Raw genomic sequence first — 15,555 nt, forward strand, 5'->3', positions numbered from 1 at the left:
TAGCAAAAAGGCGGTCATCGAGAGGTGGCCGCCTTTTTTATTGCCCGCAGGTCATGCCTGTCCTCAATCAACGCCGATGTGCATGGCTATTGACCGCGACTATTGAAACCTGGGCCGGTTTGCCCCATCTAAGCCTCATCTCCATTTATGCAGGTGCCCCATGAGCGACCAGCAAGCAGACTCCACCTACCCGTCCGATGACGGCGATCACGAACACGAAGTCATCGGCTCAGACCACAAACGCCTTGCCCTGCCTGGCCAGAATCTCCCGGATCAGGTCTACATCATCCCGATTCACAACCGCCCATTCTTCCCGGCTCAAGTCTTGCCGGTCATCGTTAATGAAGAACCCTGGGCCGAAACCCTGGAGCTGGTGAGCAAATCCGATCACCACTCCCTGGCGCTGTTCTTCATGGACACGCCGCCCGACGACCCCCGCCATTTCGACACCAAGGCCCTGCCTGAGTACGGCACGCTGGTGAAGGTGCATCACGCCAGCCGCGAAAACGGCAAGCTTCAATTCGTCGCCCAAGGCCTGAGCCGCGTGCGAATCAAGACCTGGCTCAAGCACCATCGGCCGCCGTTTCTGGTGGAAGTCGAATACCCGCACCAGCCCAACGAGCCGACCGACGAGGTCAAGGCCTACGGGATGGCGCTGATCAATGCGATCAAGGAGCTGCTGCCGCTCAACCCGCTGTACAGCGAAGAGCTGAAAAACTACCTCAATCGCTTCAGCCCTAACGATCCATCGCCGCTGACCGATTTCGCCGCCGCCCTGACCTCCGCCACTGGCGTCGAACTGCAGGAAGTGCTCGATTGCGTGCCGATGCTCAGGCGCATGGAAAAAGTGTTGCCGATGCTGCGCAAGGAAGTCGAAGTCGCGCGCTTGCAGAAAGAAATCTCCGCCGAGGTGAACCGCAAGATCGGCGAGCATCAGCGCGAATTCTTTCTCAAGGAACAGCTCAAGGTCATTCAGCAAGAGCTCGGCCTTACCAAGGACGACCGCAGCGCTGACATCGAACAGTTCGAACAGCGCCTGGAAGGCAAGACCTTGCCGCCGCAGGCGCGCAAGCGTATCGACGAAGAGATCAACAAGCTTTCGGTACTGGAAACCGGCTCGCCGGAATACGCCGTCACCCGCAACTACCTGGACTGGGCAAGTTCGGTGCCGTGGGGCGTGTATGGCGAAGACAAGCTGGACCTGAAACACGCGCGCAAGGTGCTCGATCAGCACCACGCCGGGCTCGACGACATCAAGAGCCGCATCCTCGAATTCCTTGCGGTAGGCGCCTACAAAGGCGAAATCGCTGGCTCCATCGTGTTGCTGGTCGGCCCGCCGGGCGTGGGTAAAACCAGTGTCGGCAAATCCATCGCCGAGTCCCTGGGCCGTCCGTTCTATCGTTTCAGCGTCGGCGGCATGCGCGATGAGGCCGAGATCAAGGGCCACCGTCGCACCTACATTGGCGCCCAACCGGGCAAGCTGGTGCAGGCGCTGAAAGACATGGAAGTGATGAACCCGGTCATCATGCTCGACGAAATCGACAAGATGGGTCAGAGCTACCAGGGCGACCCCGCCTCGGCGCTGCTGGAAACCCTGGACCCGGAGCAGAACGTCGAGTTCCTTGACCACTACCTGGACCTGCGCCTGGACCTGTCGAAAGTGCTGTTCGTCTGCACCGCCAACACCCTGGACTCGATCCCCGGCCCGCTGCTTGACAGGATGGAAGTGATTCGCCTGTCCGGGTATATCACCGAAGAAAAACTCGCCATCGCCAAGCGTCACCTGTGGCCCAAGCAGCTGGACAAGGCCGGCGTGTCGAAAAACAGCCTGACCATCAGCGACAGCGCACTTCGTGCCGTCATCGAAGGCTATGCCCGAGAAGCCGGTGTGCGGCAGTTGGAAAAACAACTGGGCAAACTGGTGCGCAAGGCTGTGGTCAAGCTGCTGGATAACCCCGATACAGTGGTCAAGATCGGCCCTAAAGACCTGGAAGCCTCCCTCGGCATGCCGGTCTTCCGCAGCGAGCAGGTGCTGTCCGGTACTGGCGTGATCACGGGGCTGGCCTGGACCAGCATGGGCGGGGCCACCCTGCCGATCGAAGCGACGCGGATTCACACCCTCAACCGCGGCTTCAAACTCACCGGTCAACTGGGCGATGTGATGAAGGAGTCCGCAGAAATCGCCTACAGCTACATCAGTTCGAATCTGGCGAAGTTTGGCGGCGACAAAGGGTTCTTCGATGAAGCCTTCGTTCACCTTCACGTGCCGGAAGGCGCGACGCCCAAAGACGGCCCGAGCGCTGGCGTGACCATGGCCAGCGCCCTGCTCTCTCTGGCGCGCAACCAGGCGCCGAAAAAAGGCGTGGCCATGACTGGCGAGTTGACCCTCACCGGGCATGTGTTGCCGATTGGCGGCGTACGGGAAAAAGTCATCGCGGCGCGTCGGCAGAAGATCTTCGAACTGATCCTGCCCGAGCCGAACCGTGGCAACTTCGAAGAACTGCCCGATTACCTGAAAGAAGGCATCACTGTGCACTTCGCCAAGCGCTTCTCGGATGTGGCGAAGGTGTTGTTCTAGGGGCTGAGCAAGACCGGGCCTGTCAGGCTCGGCAGCCAGCATGCCGGAAATGCTCGCGCTCGGGGCGTGCCCTGAGCGCTATCGGCCTTTGGGCTTGACGCGCGCGCGAGCAAGTCATAACCGAGTAATACGTAGAAATGCCCTGGCATTGTCATATCTACACTTACGCAACGTGACGTGTCTTCCTACGCCTCTCATCGCAGCTCTTTCCTTTCACTTACGGCGAACTCCATTAGAGTTATCAAGCGACACACGTGCTAACTTCAAACGCTTTTCCTAGTCGCTCAACGAATGAGTCTTAAAATTTAAGGGATTATTAACAATGACACTTCAACTGACTAAAGACGGTATTTTTCTTTCATTGATCGAGTCTCCTACGCTCAATGAACGAGAAGTCTATATCGACTTCGGCTCCCTGAAGACCTCGGTCCATCCCGACACAGGCCGCAGGCGCACACGCTTCGTGCGTAACGCGAGCGCAATCGTGAAAGGAAAAATGGACACGGATTTCAACACTGTTTATTACGACCAAGACATTAATCTGGACGGCGCTCTGGATGACATGGACGCCAATATCCTGAAAGACGTCGCAAATGCCTTTGTAAAAATCAAAACCTCGTAAATAGCAACTTCGCAGCGGTTGTATAAGAGCGTCAGCCACTATCAGTACTCTCTGAAAGAGGGGGCAATCGACTTACAATTCGAGTCGCCCCTCTTTCTTTTTTTGGTTTCATCGCCAGATTCTTCGGCTATGCTCGGCCCACCTTGCTTTAAATCGGAGCCGTCATGACCCCTGCCCGCCTGCTCGTCCCGCTGAGCCTTGCCCTGCTGGCCGCTTGCGCCCAGCAACCCAAACAGATCGTTTCCCTTGAAGATCAGAAAGACTGCCCGATTACCCTCAAGGCCGGTCAGACCCTGATGCTCATGCTGCCCAGCAACCCCACGACCGGGCACCGCTGGCTGATGCAGAACCCCGCGCCCTCGATTCTCAGCGCCCTCGGTCCAGAAGTGTTCAGCACCCCGGAAGAGGTCGGTGTGGTCGGCACTTCGGGCCAATCGGTCTGGCGCTATAAGGCTACCAATGCAGGCAGCGGCCATTTGATGATGGTCTACCAGCAGCCTTGGGCACCGGAAGTGCGGCCAGAGCGCACGTTCGACTGCGCGATCACCGTGAAGTAAGGCACTCCAACGGCTACGGCGGCGCGAAATACTCCACCGCCGCATCAATGAAACTCCTGAGCTTGGCGGTTCGCTGACGATCCGCCGGATACAACAGGTGCATCTGGCGCCCCGGAATCTCGAATTCGGTCAATAACGGCACCAGATCGCCCGCCGCCACGGCGGGCTGCACGAAGTCTGCCGGGCCTTGCAACACTCCGAATCCATCGATAGCCGCCGACAACAATGCCTTGCTCTCATTGACCCGCAAGCGGCCACCCACCTGAATGCTCAGCAACTTGCCATCCTCGTAAAACAGCCACTGGCTGTCTGGCGGGCGCGACCAGTATGCGTAGCCCAGGCATTCGTGACCGGTCAGGTCGGCGGGAACCAGCGGAACGCCCCTCGCCTTGAGATACGAAGGCGCCGCACAGATCAGCAACCGGTAAGGCGCCAACGGCCTTGCCACCAGCGTGGACGTAGCGACAGGACCGAGACGAAACGCGGCTTCATACCCCTCCTCGACCAGATCAACGTAACGATCGGTCAGGTGCAGATCGATCTCCACCTCGGGGTAGCGCCGCAGAAAGCCGGTAATGAAAGGCATCAATCCCCAGGAACCGAACGTCACCGGCGCACTGATGCGCAGCTTCCCCCGTGGTGACGCATTCATGACCTGAGCCAAGGAGTCCGCTGCCTGAGCCTCGGTCAGAATATGTTTACAACGTTCATAGTACGCGCTACCCACCTCGGTCAGGCTTTGTCTACGGGTTGTGCGGTTGAGCAGGCGCGCTCCGAGCCGATCTTCCAGTGCTGCGACATGCTTGGCGACCATTTGCGGAGAAATCTCCAGACGCCGCGCGGCAGCAGCGTAGGAACCTTCTTCAGTCGCCACGACAAAGGCGTTCATGCTGCTCAAACGATCAATCATTCGCTCCTCCTGGTGGCGAGACAAACTCCTGAATGGCAATTTATCTGCCGGCGGTTGGCAATCATCATAGCCACTCCCCTCGCCCAAGGAGAATCGACATGAAGATTGGCATTATCGGAGCAGGCTACATCGGACGCGCCGTCGCACAAATTCTGCTGCAAGCCAGGCACGAAGTGATGCTCAGCAATTCCAGAGGACCGAAAACCCTGACCAGCGTGGCCGCGGGCATTCGCGGCTCGCAGATCGGCACGCTTGAGCAAGCCGCGGAATTCGGCGACATGGTGCTGGTGGCGATTCCGCTGGAACATTACCGCAGCCTTCCGGCCGAGCTGCTCAAGGGCAAGATCGTGCTCGACGCCAACAATTATTACCCCGACCGCGACGGCCACATCACAGCGCTCGATCAGCACGAGACCACCACCAGTCGGCTGCTCGCCGAGCATCTGACGCAATCGACGGTGGTGAAAGCGTTCAATGCGATCCTGGCGGCCGACCTGTTGACCGATGGACACCCAAGTGGCGCAGACGATCGCCGCGCTTTGCCCATCGCCAGCGATGACCCTGCGGCCACTCAGAAGGTTGCGAACCTGCTCGATCAACTCGGCTTCGATGTCGTCGACGCAGGCGGCCTGGATGATAGCTGGCGCTTGGAGCGTGCCAAGCCTGCGTATTGTGTCCGGCTGAACATCCAGGGTCTGAAGCAAGCGCTGGCCGAAGCGCAGCGGGATGTCGAAGTAGAACACGGATCCTGGCGCCACTGATGCTCGGATTCGCGCCTTGGTCGGTGCGGTCTGCGATTCAGAATCGGCGAATGATGAGATGAGGTTTCGGCATCGCGGCACAATGGCTAAAATGCCGGACTTTGCGTTTCATCCATCTCGTCTATCCATCGGAATCGCCGTGAGCCAAGAACCTGACCGCATATTCGCCCAACCCTTGTCACAGGTGCCCGACTTCGCCTTCAACGAGGACGTGGTGCGGGTGTTCCCGGACATGATCAAGCGTTCGGTGCCGGGTTATCCGACCATCGTCGAGAACCTTGGCGTGCTGGCGGCGCAGTTCGCGCAACCCCACAGCGTCCTGTATGACCTCGGCAGCTCGCTGGGCGCGGTCACTCAGGCGTTGCGTCGCCATGTGCGCACCGAAGATTGCCGGGTGATCGCCATCGACAACTCGGCCGCCATGGTCGAGCGCTGCCGCGAGTACCTGAACGGGCAGGATTCGATGTTTCAGGAGTTGTTGCCGGTTGAAGTGATCGAAGGCGACATTCTTGCGCTCAAGTTCCAGCCTGCGTCGGTAGTGGCGCTGAATTTCACCCTGCAATTCATCGCCCCCGATCAACGTCTGTCGCTGCTGGGCCGTATCCGTCAGTCGCTGCTGCCGGGTGGCGCGCTGATCCTCTCCGAGAAGTTACGTTTCGACGACGCCGAAGAGCACGCCCTGCTGACCGACCTGCATGTGGCTTTCAAGCGCGCCAATGGCTACAGCGAACTGGAGATCGCCCAAAAGCGCAGCGCCATCGAAAACGTGATGAAGCCCGACAGCCTGGAGCAGCACCGCGAACGCCTGCTGGCCGCCGGTTTCTCCAAAGTCGTGCCCTGGTTCCAGTGCCTTAATTTCGCCTCGCTGATTGCCCTGCCATGATTGATCTCGCTCCTCTGGTCCGCCGCTTGGCGGGCACCCCTCTTTATACCTGGGCCCAAGGTCTGCAGGCGCAACTCGACGCGAAGATGGAAAAAGGCCATGGCGATCTGGAGCGCTGGCAAGGCGCCTTGAACGCGTTGCCCGGGCTGATGCCCAGCCGGGTTGAGCTCAGAGACGACTTCATCCTCGATGCCGAATGCGACGATGCCACCCGCGAACAGACGCGCGCGGCGCTGATGGGCCTGTCGCCCTGGCGCAAAGGTCCGTTCGATGTGTTCGGCGTGCACATCGACACCGAATGGCGCTCGGACTGGAAATGGTCGCGGGTATCAAAACATCTGAATCTGGTCGGCAAACGCGTGCTGGATGTCGGCTGCGGCAACGGGTATTACCAGTGGCGCATGCTGGGAGCCGGGGCCGACAGCGTGATCGGCGTCGACCCGAACTGGCTGTTCTTCTGCCAGTTCCAGGCAATGCAGCGTTATCTGCCCGATCTGCCTGCCTGGCATCTGCCGTTCGCCCTGGAGGATCTGCCTGCGCGGTTGGAAGGTTTTGATACGGTGTTTTCCATGGGTGTGTTGTATCACCGCAAATCGCCGATCGATCACTTGCTGGCGCTCAAAGACTGTCTGGTGAAGGGCGGCGAGTTGGTGCTGGAGACCATGGTGGTCGAAGGCGATGTGCATCAGGTGCTGGTGCCCGAAGACCGTTATTCGCAGATGCGCAATGTGTGGTTCCTGCCGTCAGTACCGGCGCTGGAACTATGGCTGCGCCGCGCCGGGTTCGTCGACGTACGTTGCGTAGATGTCAGCACCACCACGATCGAAGAACAACGCAGCACCGACTGGATGCGTTATCAGTCGCTGAGTGACTTCCTCGATCCCGAGGATCACAGCAGAACCGTGGAAGGCCTACCTGCGCCAAGGCGCGCGGTCATTGTAGGTCGCAAGCCCTAAACCGATATTCGCCACACCGAAATCGACCGTAGGAACGCGCTTGCCCGCGATTTCGGTGTGTCAGGCTAACTTTCATCAACTGACCGAATGCAATCGCGGGCAAGCACGCTCCTACAAGGTATCGCGGTGTGTCAGACAATATCGGATAGCTGACCCACCGCGAGGGCTGATATCAGGGCTTTGCAGCCGCTGCCAGAATCAATGCCTTCATCTCCGACACCGCCGACTTGAAGCCCACGAACAAGGCATGCGCCACCAGCGCGTGGCCGATGTTCAGCTCATTGATGCCGTTGATCGCCGCGACCGCTTCGACGTTATGGTAATGCAGGCCATGACCGGCATTGACGATCAGGCCCCGGCCCAGACCGTAAGCGACACCATCGGCAATGCGCTTGAGTTCTTCGGCCACTTCGGTCGGTGTTTCGGCATCGGCATAACGCCCGGTGTGCAACTCGATGGCAGGCGCACCGATGCGCGCCGACGCTTCGATCTGACGCTCGTCGGCATCGATGAACAGCGACACTTCGCTGCCGATCGCGGACAGACGCTCGACTGCAGCCTTGATCCGCGCTTCCTGCCCGGCGACATCTAGTCCGCCTTCGGTGGTCAGTTCCTGGCGAGTTTCCGGGACCAGGCAGATGTGCGCCGGACGAATACGCTCGGCGAAGGCCATCATCTCTTCGGTGACGCCCATTTCGAAGTTCATACGCGTTTGCAGCACATCCTTGAGCAGCAGCACATCGCGTTCCTGAATGTGACGGCGATCCTCACGCAGGTGCACGGTAATGCCATCGGCGCCCGCTTCTTCAGCGTCCAGCGCGGCCTTCACCGGATCGGGATAGCGGGTACCACGGGCCTGACGCAGCGTCGCCACGTGGTCGATGTTCACGCCGAGCAGAATACGGGGGCTGTGGGTCACTTTGTTCTCCTGGATACTTGATCTGACCGGCGACGTGCGCCGGCGCTGACTGACAAGGTTCTGCGATTAAGGCTTGCGAAACAATTCCCGGCTCACCAGAGGACGGCCGCCCAGATGCACGGCCAGCGCCTGACGCATCAGCCGCTTGGCGGCCGACAGGGCGCCCGGCGCGCTCCAGTCCGCTTCGGACATGGCCAACAGCTCAGCGCCTTGAAACAGACCCGGTTGCAACAGATATACGCGCTCGAGCCCGGCGTCTACCTGCAAGCGATACATGCCGTCCGCCGCCAGCGGGTCGCTATTGATGTCGACATCGAGGGCGAAACCGTAACCCAGGTCATCCAGCAGGCGCCACTCGAAAGATCGCAATAACGGCTCCAGCGCACGCCCTTCGGCCAACGCCATCAGGGTCGCGGCGTAATGCTCGAATACACCGGGATGAGGATCTTCGGCGGGCAGCAGGCGAATCAGCAATTCATTGAGATACAGACCGCTGAACAACGCCTCGCCTTCGAGCCAGGCCGCGATGCCCGCGCTTTCCATCCGGCCAACATTCTTCAGCTCGCCCTTGCCACGAAACTCGACTTCCAGCGGCACGAACGGCCGTGCCAGCGAACCGGCCTTGCCACGAGCGCTGCGCAACACTGCCCGAAGCCTGCCTTGAGGCGTGATGAAATCGACCAGGGCGCTGTTCTCGCGGTAGGCCCGGGAGTGCAGGACATAGGCAAGTTGGGGTGTGGGGGGCGTCTGGGGCATTTGAATCTCAATGGAAGAGCTCGATGTCAGACACAACCAAAGACCACTGTGGGAGCGAGTTTACTGCGGGCCGCGACCGGACGAACGCGGTGTCACAGTCAACATCAATGCTGAATGCTAAACCCTCTTCGCGAGCAAGCTCGCTCCCACAGGAATCAATGTACCAGCGTCTTAAAGGTCGCCGTAACCCAACGAACGCAGGGCGCGCTCGTCATCGGACCAGCCGCCTTTGACCTTGACCCACAGATTGAGCATCACCTTGGAGTCGAACAGCACTTCCATGTCACGGCGGGCATCACTACCGATACGCTTGATGCGCTCACCCTTGTCCCCAATGATGATTTTCTTCTGCCCATCACGCTCGACCAGGATCAGCGCGTGAATGTGCAGGGTCTTGCCCTGCTGTTTGAATTCTTCGATCTCGACCGTGATCTGATACGGAAGCTCGGCGCCCAGCTGACGCATGATTTTCTCACGAACCAGCTCGGCGGCCAGGAACCGGCTGCTGCGGTCGGTGATCTGGTCTTCCGGGAAGAAATGATCGTTTTCCGGCAGGTGCTCGGCGATCACTTTCTCCAGCGCTTCGAGGTTGTGCCCCTGCTGCGCCGAGATCGGAATGATCTGCGCGTTTGGCAGTTGCTCCTGCAACCAGGACAGGTGCGGCATCAGCTCGGCCTTGTCCTCGATGCGGTCGGTCTTGTTCAACGCGACGATCAGTGGGCCGGTCACGTACTGCACGCGCTCCAGCACCATCTGGTCTTCTTCGGTCCACTTGGTGCGGTCCACGACGAAAATCACTACGTCGACGTCTTTCAACGCTGCCGAAGCGGTCTTGTTCATGTAGCGGTTCAGCGCCTTGTCACTGTTCTTGTGCATGCCGGGGGTGTCGACGTAGATCGCCTGCACGTCGCCCTCGGTCTTGATGCCCAGCATGTTGTGACGGGTGGTCTGCGGCTTGCGCGAAGTGATCGCCAGCTTCTGGCCAAGGATGTGGTTCAACAGCGTCGACTTGCCCACGTTTGGCCGGCCGACGATGGCGACATAGCCACAGCGTGTTGCAGTTGAATCAGTCATTGCCATTCTCCACACCCAGGGCGATGAGGGCTGCGGCCGCGGCTACCTGTTCGGCAATGCGACGGCTGACACCTTGTCCCCGGCTTTTTTCGTTCAGTAAGGTGATCTCGCATTCAACGAAAAACGTCCGGCAATGCGGCTCGCCCTGAATGTCCACCACTTCGTAGCGCGGCAACTCACAAGCGCGGGACTGAAGGAATTCCTGCAGTCGGGTTTTCGGATCCTTGTTGGTGTCGACCAGCGTCAGGCTGTCGAACTCGGTGGCCAGCCAGGACAACACGCGATCTCGGGCGACCTCCATGCCGGAATCCAGATAGATCGCACCGATCAACGCTTCCAGGGCATCGGCCAGAATCGACTCGCGACGGAAACCGCCGCTTTTCAGTTCACCGGACCCCAGTCGCAGGTATTCACCCAGATCGAAACCACGGGCCAATAGTGCCAGGGTTTCACCCTTCACCAGACGTGCGCGCAGGCGTGATAACTGGCCTTCGCGGGCCTGGGGAAAACGCTCGAACAGCGCCTCTCCGGCCACAAAATTGAGGATGGCATCACCGAGAAATTCCAGACGCTCGTTATTGCGCCCGGCGAAACTGCGATGGGTCAAGGCCAGAACCATCAGCTCCTGATCCTTGAAGGTATAGCCGAGCTGACGCTCCAGGCGACTCAATGACACGCTCACGGTTTACCCACGCTGAATTCGCGGTCGAACTTGACCACCAGATCGATGTTTTGGATCAGTGGCTCGCGTTGCTCGTATTTCAAATGAGCGAGGAACCTATCGTTCTCCGTCGTCACGCTTAACGCCTTGTTCAAATCTACATCCCGAATGTTATTGACCTGCATGCCCTTGGCCACATAGTCATGAAACTCACTACTGTCGCTGATATTGGCGTTCCGGTCCGTACCGGCCGCCTCGATGATCTTCTTCAGCGACATGTAGTCGAGGTAATGCGGCACCACTTTGGCTGCGGTACTCACGATAAATGCAACGACGGCCAGCGCTACCAGCCATCCAATGAACGACAAGCCTTTTTGCGAACCGGCAGATGTCATGTGTGCCCTCAAGAATAGTCTTTCTCTGCTGCGTGCAAGGTCAGCCTTGCACCATAGCCCGCCGAAATGACATACGGCGCTGTATCAGACAGCGCCGCATTGGCGTTACTTGATCAGTCCGACTCGCGAGAAGTTCGGCAGATGACTCAGCTTCGGCTCCGGCCAGCTCATCCAGACCGCGAACGCCTTGCCGACGATGTTTCTGTCGGGGACCATGCCCAGCTCGTCCTTGGGAATATTGGGGTCATCCCAGTAACGGCTGTCGTTGGAATTGTCGCGGTTGTCACCCATCATGAAGTAGTGAGCGGCCGGGACCGTCCACTCATGGTCGGGCGGCGCGCGATAGCGGCTCATTTCCTGGCGGATCTGGTGCTCGACCTCACCCAACTTCTCGTCATACAACTCGGCGCTGCCAAGGGTACCCGGCTCCGAACCGATCAGTTGCCTGGCGACCAGTTGTCCATTGATGAACAGCTGCTTGTCATTGGTGTAGCGAATGACGTCGCCCGGCAAGCCGATGACGCGCTTGATGTAGTTGACGTTTGGGTCGCTTGGGTAGCGAAACACCATCACATCACCGCGCTGCGGGTCACTGACCGGGATGACCTTGAGGTCGATCACCGGCAGGCGAATGCCGTAGGAGAACTTGTTGACCAGAATGAAATCGCCCACATCCAGCGTCGGCTTCATCGAACCCGACGGGATCTGGAATGGCTCGACCAGAAACGAGCGCAGCACCAATACGATGAACAGCACCGGAAAAAACGATTTGCCGTACTCGACGAGCAACGGCTCCTTGTTCAACTGCTCGACGACAGCGATATCAGGCTGGCTCACGCTGCCCTGATAATTCGCTATCGCGGTCCGCCGACGCGGCGCCAGTATGATCAGATCGAACAAGGCCAACAGACCGCATACGAATACGGCAATGACCAACAACAGCGGGAAATTTAGTGACATAGGGCCTGACTATTCCAACCTGAGCACTGCAAGGAAGGCTTCCTGTGGAATTTCCACGTTGCCGACCTGCTTCATGCGTTTCTTACCGGCCTTCTGCTTTTCAAGCAGTTTGCGTTTACGGCTGACGTCACCACCGTAACATTTGGCCAGTACGTTCTTTCTGAGCGCCTTGACGGTTGTACGCGCGATAATCTGGCCGCCGATGGCGGCCTGAATTGCCACGTCGAACATCTGACGAGGAATCAGTTCTTTCATCTTTTCGGTCAACGCCCGGCCTTTGTAGGCCGCGTTGTCACGGTGCACGATCAATGCCAGGGCGTCGACCTTGTCACCGTTGATCAGAACATCCAACTTCACCAGGTTCGCCGACTGGTAGCGATCGAAATGATAGTCCAGCGATGCATAACCGCGACTGGTGGACTTCAGACGATCGAAGAAGTCCAGAACCACCTCGTTCATCGGCAGATCGTAGGTCACCTGGACCTGAGTGCCGAGGAACAGCATGTCGTGCTGGATACCGCGCTTCTCGATGCACAGCGTAATGACGTTGCCCAGGTGCTCTTGAGGCACAAGGATGTTCGCCCGCACGATCGGCTCGCGCATGTCCTCGATGGTCGAGAGGTCTGGCAGCTTCGACGGGTTGTCGACGTAAATGGTTTCACCAGTCTTGAGCAGCAGCTCGAAGATTACGGTTGGCGCCGTGGTGATCAGATCCAGGTCGTACTCACGCTCGAGGCGCTCCTGGATGATTTCCATATGCAGCATGCCGAGGAAGCCGCAACGGAAGCCGAAGCCCAGCGCGTCGGAGCTTTCCGGGGTGTACTGCAACGATGAGTCATTGAGGGTGAGCTTCTGCAACGCTTCGCGGAAATCTTCGAAGTCGTCGGAACTGACCGGGAACAGACCGGCGTAGACCTGCGGCTGAATGCGTTTGAAGCCGGGCAGCACCTCCACGTCCGGCGTCGAACTCAGGGTCAGGGTGTCACCCACCGGCGCACCGTGAATGTCCTTGATGCCAGCGATGATGAAGCCCACCTCGCCCGCTTTCAGGTCAGCTGTGGCGGTGTGCTTGGGGTTGAATACACCGACGCTGTCCACCAGGTGGATCTTGCCGGTGGACTTGACCAGGATCTTGTCGCCCTTCTTCACCCGACCGTGACGCACACGCACCAGGGAGACGACGCCCAGATAGTTGTCGAACCAGGAGTCGATGATCAGCGCTTGCAGCGGGTCCTCGATGTTGCCGGTTGGCGCCGGGATGGTCTTGACCAGACGCTCCAGCACCTCGTCGACGCCCATGCCGCTCTTGGCGCTACAAGCCACGGCGTCGGTGGCATCGATCCCGATGATCTTCTCGATCTCTTCCTTGACGCGGTCCGGATCGGCCTGCGGCAAGTCCATCTTGTTCAGGACCGGCATGACTTCCAGGCCCTGTTCGATGGCGGTGTAGCAGTTGGCGACCGACTGCGCTTCCACGCCCTGACCGGCATCGACCACCAGCAACGCACCCTCACATGCGGCCAGCGAACGGCTGACCTCATAGGTGAAGTCGACGTGACCTGGGGTGTCGATGAAGTTCAGCTGATAGGTGATGCCGTCGTTCGCCTTGTAATAAAGGGTGACGCTGTGGGCCTTGATCGTGATCCCGCGCTCACGCTCCAGGTCCATGGAATCAAGTACCTGAGCCTCCATCTCACGCTCGGTCAGACCACCGCACATTTGAATGAAACGGTCAGCCAGCGTCGACTTGCCATGGTCAATGTGGGCGATGATGGAGAAATTGCGGATATGACTCAAATCACTCACGGATCACACTCGAAAAAGGTTGCAGGCAGACTGCCCGCCGAAAAATAGCCGGGAATTGTACCTGAAGGAAGGCTGGGGCGTCACGTTCACGCGCGAGGACAGAGAGCCGACAGTCAATCGGATACAAAAAAGGAGCGGCCTGGCCGCTCCTTTTCCCTGTCTGGCTGATTATTCCGCCAGTTTGAAGGTGATGAACGTAGCACGTCCCTGACGCAGAACCCGCATCGATACCGAGCGATTCTTCGGCAGGCCCTTGGCCACTTCAGTGAACTGCTTGGCCGACGTGATCGGCTGGTTGTTCAGGTGAGTGATGACATCGCCGGTTTGCAGGCCGATCAACGATGCGGGACCGTCCTGGACGTCCTTGATGATCACGCCGCCTTTGAGGTCCAGCGACTTCATCTGCTCGGCGGTCAGGTCAGTGACCGAAACGCCCAGACGATTGCTGTTGCGCTCGACACCGGCGTCGGCCGCGCCCATCTCCTCACCTTCAGCTGGCAACGCGCCAACCGTCACGGTCAGCTTCTGACGCTTGCCGTCGCGAATCACTTCCAGTTCAGCTTTGCTGCCATCTTTAAGGTTGCCAATAAGATGCGGCAGATCAGCAGACATGATGATTGGCGTGCCATTGGCGCTGAGAATCACGTCGCCGACCTGCAAACCGCCCTTGGCTGCCGGACCGTCGTCCAGAACCTGCGCCACCAGAGCACCGGCTGGCTTGTCCAGACCGAACGACTCGGCCAGGTCCTTGTTCACTTCCTGAATCACGACGCCCAGCCAGCCACGATTGACCTTGCCGTTAGCCTTCAGCTGATTGGCGACGTCCATCGCCACGTCGATCGGGATGGCGAACGACAGGCCCATGAAACCACCGGAGCGAGTGAAAATCTGCGAGTTGATACCCACGACTTCACCGGCCATGTTGAACAGCGGGCCACCGGAGTTGCCCGGGTTGATCGCGACGTCAGTCTGAATGAATGGCACATAAGTGTCGTTCGGCAGGCTGCGCCCCTTGGCGCTGACGATACCTTTGGTCACCGAGTGGTCGAAGCCGAAAGGCGAACCAATGGCCAGCACCCACTCGCCGACTTTCAGCTTGTCGGAGTTGCCCAGCTTGACCGTAGGCAGGTCCTTGCCGTCGATCTTTAGGACTGCCACGTCAGTGCGCGGGTCGGTGCCGATCAGCTTGGCTTTCATTTCACTGCGATCGGAGAGTCGCACGAGGATCTCGTCTGCGCCGTCGATCACGTGGTTGTTGGTCAGGATGAAACCGTCGGCAGAGATGATGAAGCCCGAGCCCAGGGATTGCGCTTCACGCTGACGATCACCTTTGCCCGAACCCGAACCTGGCGGACGTGAGCCCGGCGGCGTGCTGCGTTCGAGGAATTCGCGCAGCATAGGTGGCAGACCTTCGAGGTCGGGCATCTGTCCCTGAGCCACCGAACGATCCGGCAGTTTCTGGCGCGTACTGATGTTAACGACGGCGGGCGATGCCTGCTCCACCAACGACGTGAAGTCCGGCAGGGCTTCGGCCTGCGCAGTGAGGACCTGACCGAGCATCAGCACGGCGGCCATCCAGGACAGATAAGTTTTCAAGCGAGGTATCGACATACGGCTCCCGTTCACAACGAGCATGGTTAAGCGGTACGAACCCAGAGGTTCGAGGAGCATCTACACATTGCAGTCTTGCTCAGTGCGTCGCTCTGGGCCATTTTAT

Annotated in this window: 15 protein-coding genes; 6 read left to right on the top strand and 9 right to left on the bottom strand. The window is 59.1% G+C overall.

Features of this window, described 5'->3' with window-relative positions; all coding sequences use genetic code 11:
- The first annotated feature begins 160 nt into the window (after positions 1-160).
- From lon to CE491_RS20285, 3 genes are all read left to right on the top strand, one after another.
- Entirely contained in the window at positions 161-2,578 is a 2,418-nt protein-coding gene (gene lon, locus CE491_RS20275; protein ID WP_110950123.1) for an endopeptidase La, read from the top strand.
- Between the two features lie 322 nt (positions 2,579-2,900).
- Entirely contained in the window at positions 2,901-3,200 is a 300-nt protein-coding gene (locus tag CE491_RS20280) for a hypothetical protein (protein WP_110950124.1), read from the top strand.
- Between the two features lie 164 nt (positions 3,201-3,364).
- The gene (locus CE491_RS20285) at positions 3,365-3,757 is read left to right on the top strand and encodes a protease inhibitor I42 family protein (protein WP_110950125.1); all 393 of its coding nucleotides are present in this window, start codon (positions 3,365-3,367) and stop codon (positions 3,755-3,757) included.
- A gap of 13 nt (positions 3,758-3,770) precedes the next feature.
- Here CE491_RS20285 and CE491_RS20290 read toward each other — a convergent pair whose 3' ends face one another.
- Complete coding sequence (locus CE491_RS20290; RefSeq protein WP_199885189.1) at positions 3,771-4,667, bottom strand: LysR family transcriptional regulator; 897 nt, start codon at positions 4,665-4,667, stop codon at positions 3,771-3,773.
- A gap of 98 nt (positions 4,668-4,765) precedes the next feature.
- Here CE491_RS20290 and CE491_RS20295 point away from each other — a divergent pair, with 98 nt between their 5' ends.
- From CE491_RS20295 to cmoB, 3 genes are all read left to right on the top strand, one after another.
- On the top strand, positions 4,766-5,428 hold the full coding sequence (locus CE491_RS20295) for an NADPH-dependent F420 reductase (RefSeq protein ID WP_234407637.1): 663 nt from the start codon (positions 4,766-4,768) through the stop codon (positions 5,426-5,428).
- Positions 5,429-5,519: 91 nt separating this feature from the next.
- Positions 5,520-6,311 carry a carboxy-S-adenosyl-L-methionine synthase CmoA gene (cmoA, locus tag CE491_RS20300; RefSeq protein WP_407681354.1) on the top strand — a complete coding sequence of 264 codons (792 nt, stop codon included), beginning with the start codon at positions 5,520-5,522 and terminating at the stop codon, positions 6,309-6,311.
- Positions 6,308-7,267, top strand: a complete 960-nt coding sequence (gene cmoB, locus CE491_RS20305; RefSeq protein ID WP_110950127.1) for a tRNA 5-methoxyuridine(34)/uridine 5-oxyacetic acid(34) synthase CmoB — start codon at positions 6,308-6,310, stop codon at positions 7,265-7,267. Before cmoA ends, cmoB begins: the two co-directional genes overlap by 4 nt.
- Before the next feature lie 172 nt (positions 7,268-7,439).
- Here cmoB and pdxJ read toward each other — a convergent pair whose 3' ends face one another.
- From pdxJ to CE491_RS20345, 8 genes are all read right to left on the bottom strand, one after another.
- Positions 7,440-8,186, bottom strand: coding sequence for a pyridoxine 5'-phosphate synthase (gene pdxJ / locus CE491_RS20310; protein ID WP_110950128.1), 747 nt, complete (start codon positions 8,184-8,186; stop codon positions 7,440-7,442).
- Positions 8,187-8,252: 66 nt separating this feature from the next.
- Positions 8,253-8,942: a DNA repair protein RecO gene (gene recO / locus CE491_RS20315; protein WP_110950129.1), complete on the bottom strand. Its 690-nt coding sequence runs from the start codon at positions 8,940-8,942 to the stop codon at positions 8,253-8,255.
- A 171-nt stretch (positions 8,943-9,113) separates the two neighbouring features.
- Positions 9,114-10,016 (bottom strand): GTPase Era, encoded by a 903-nt coding sequence (gene era, locus CE491_RS20320; RefSeq protein ID WP_110950130.1) that lies wholly within the window; start codon positions 10,014-10,016, stop codon positions 9,114-9,116.
- Positions 10,009-10,698 carry a ribonuclease III gene (rnc, locus tag CE491_RS20325; RefSeq protein ID WP_110950131.1) on the bottom strand — a complete coding sequence of 230 codons (690 nt, stop codon included), beginning with the start codon at positions 10,696-10,698 and terminating at the stop codon, positions 10,009-10,011. Before rnc ends, era begins: the two co-directional genes overlap by 8 nt.
- Positions 10,695-11,072, bottom strand: coding sequence for a DUF4845 domain-containing protein (locus tag CE491_RS20330; protein ID WP_110950132.1), 378 nt, complete (start codon positions 11,070-11,072; stop codon positions 10,695-10,697). The genes rnc and CE491_RS20330 overlap by 4 nt, the downstream gene beginning before the upstream one ends.
- Before the next feature lie 105 nt (positions 11,073-11,177).
- Positions 11,178-12,032 (bottom strand): signal peptidase I, encoded by an 855-nt coding sequence (lepB, locus tag CE491_RS20335; protein ID WP_110950133.1) that lies wholly within the window; start codon positions 12,030-12,032, stop codon positions 11,178-11,180.
- 9 nt (positions 12,033-12,041) lie between these two features.
- Positions 12,042-13,838, bottom strand: coding sequence for a translation elongation factor 4 (gene lepA, locus CE491_RS20340; RefSeq protein ID WP_110950134.1), 1,797 nt, complete (start codon positions 13,836-13,838; stop codon positions 12,042-12,044).
- A gap of 168 nt (positions 13,839-14,006) precedes the next feature.
- Positions 14,007-15,443, bottom strand: coding sequence for a DegQ family serine endoprotease (locus CE491_RS20345; protein WP_199885195.1), 1,437 nt, complete (start codon positions 15,441-15,443; stop codon positions 14,007-14,009).
- Positions 15,444-15,555 lie beyond the last annotated feature (112 nt).

The sequence above is a fragment of the Pseudomonas bohemica genome (assembly GCF_002934685.1).
In the GTDB taxonomy this organism is placed as follows: domain Bacteria; phylum Pseudomonadota; class Gammaproteobacteria; order Pseudomonadales; family Pseudomonadaceae; genus Aquipseudomonas; species Aquipseudomonas bohemica.